Here is a 265-nt window from a genome sequence, read left to right on the forward strand (position 1 = left end):
GACTACCTTTGGCTGCCGCTGGCAACCAGCCGCTACCTCACGGTGACCGCCGACTTCAGTGTGCTCGACGAACCGGTTGGCTACCTTGAGGGCCGTGCACTGACCGCCGACGAGGAGTCCTACTACGACCTGCCACTGGTCTCGGCGCTGCGACAGCCGCTGTACGAACACTGCGTACGCGCGCTGAAGCGCGGCATGGGCCTGCTCGGCGCACGCGGCCTGCCGCTGATCGGCAGCGGCGACTGGAACGACGGCATGAACCGGG

At 67.5% G+C, this 265-nt stretch carries 1 protein-coding gene; it reads left to right on the forward strand.

Features of this window, described 5'->3' with window-relative positions:
- The coding region (locus FLQ44_RS10030; RefSeq protein WP_147694286.1) for a GH36-type glycosyl hydrolase domain-containing protein at nt 1-265 on the forward strand (265 nt) is incomplete at both ends.

It is taken from the genome of Vogesella mureinivorans (genome assembly GCF_007644035.1).
GTDB lineage: Bacteria > Pseudomonadota > Gammaproteobacteria > Burkholderiales > Chromobacteriaceae > Vogesella > Vogesella mureinivorans.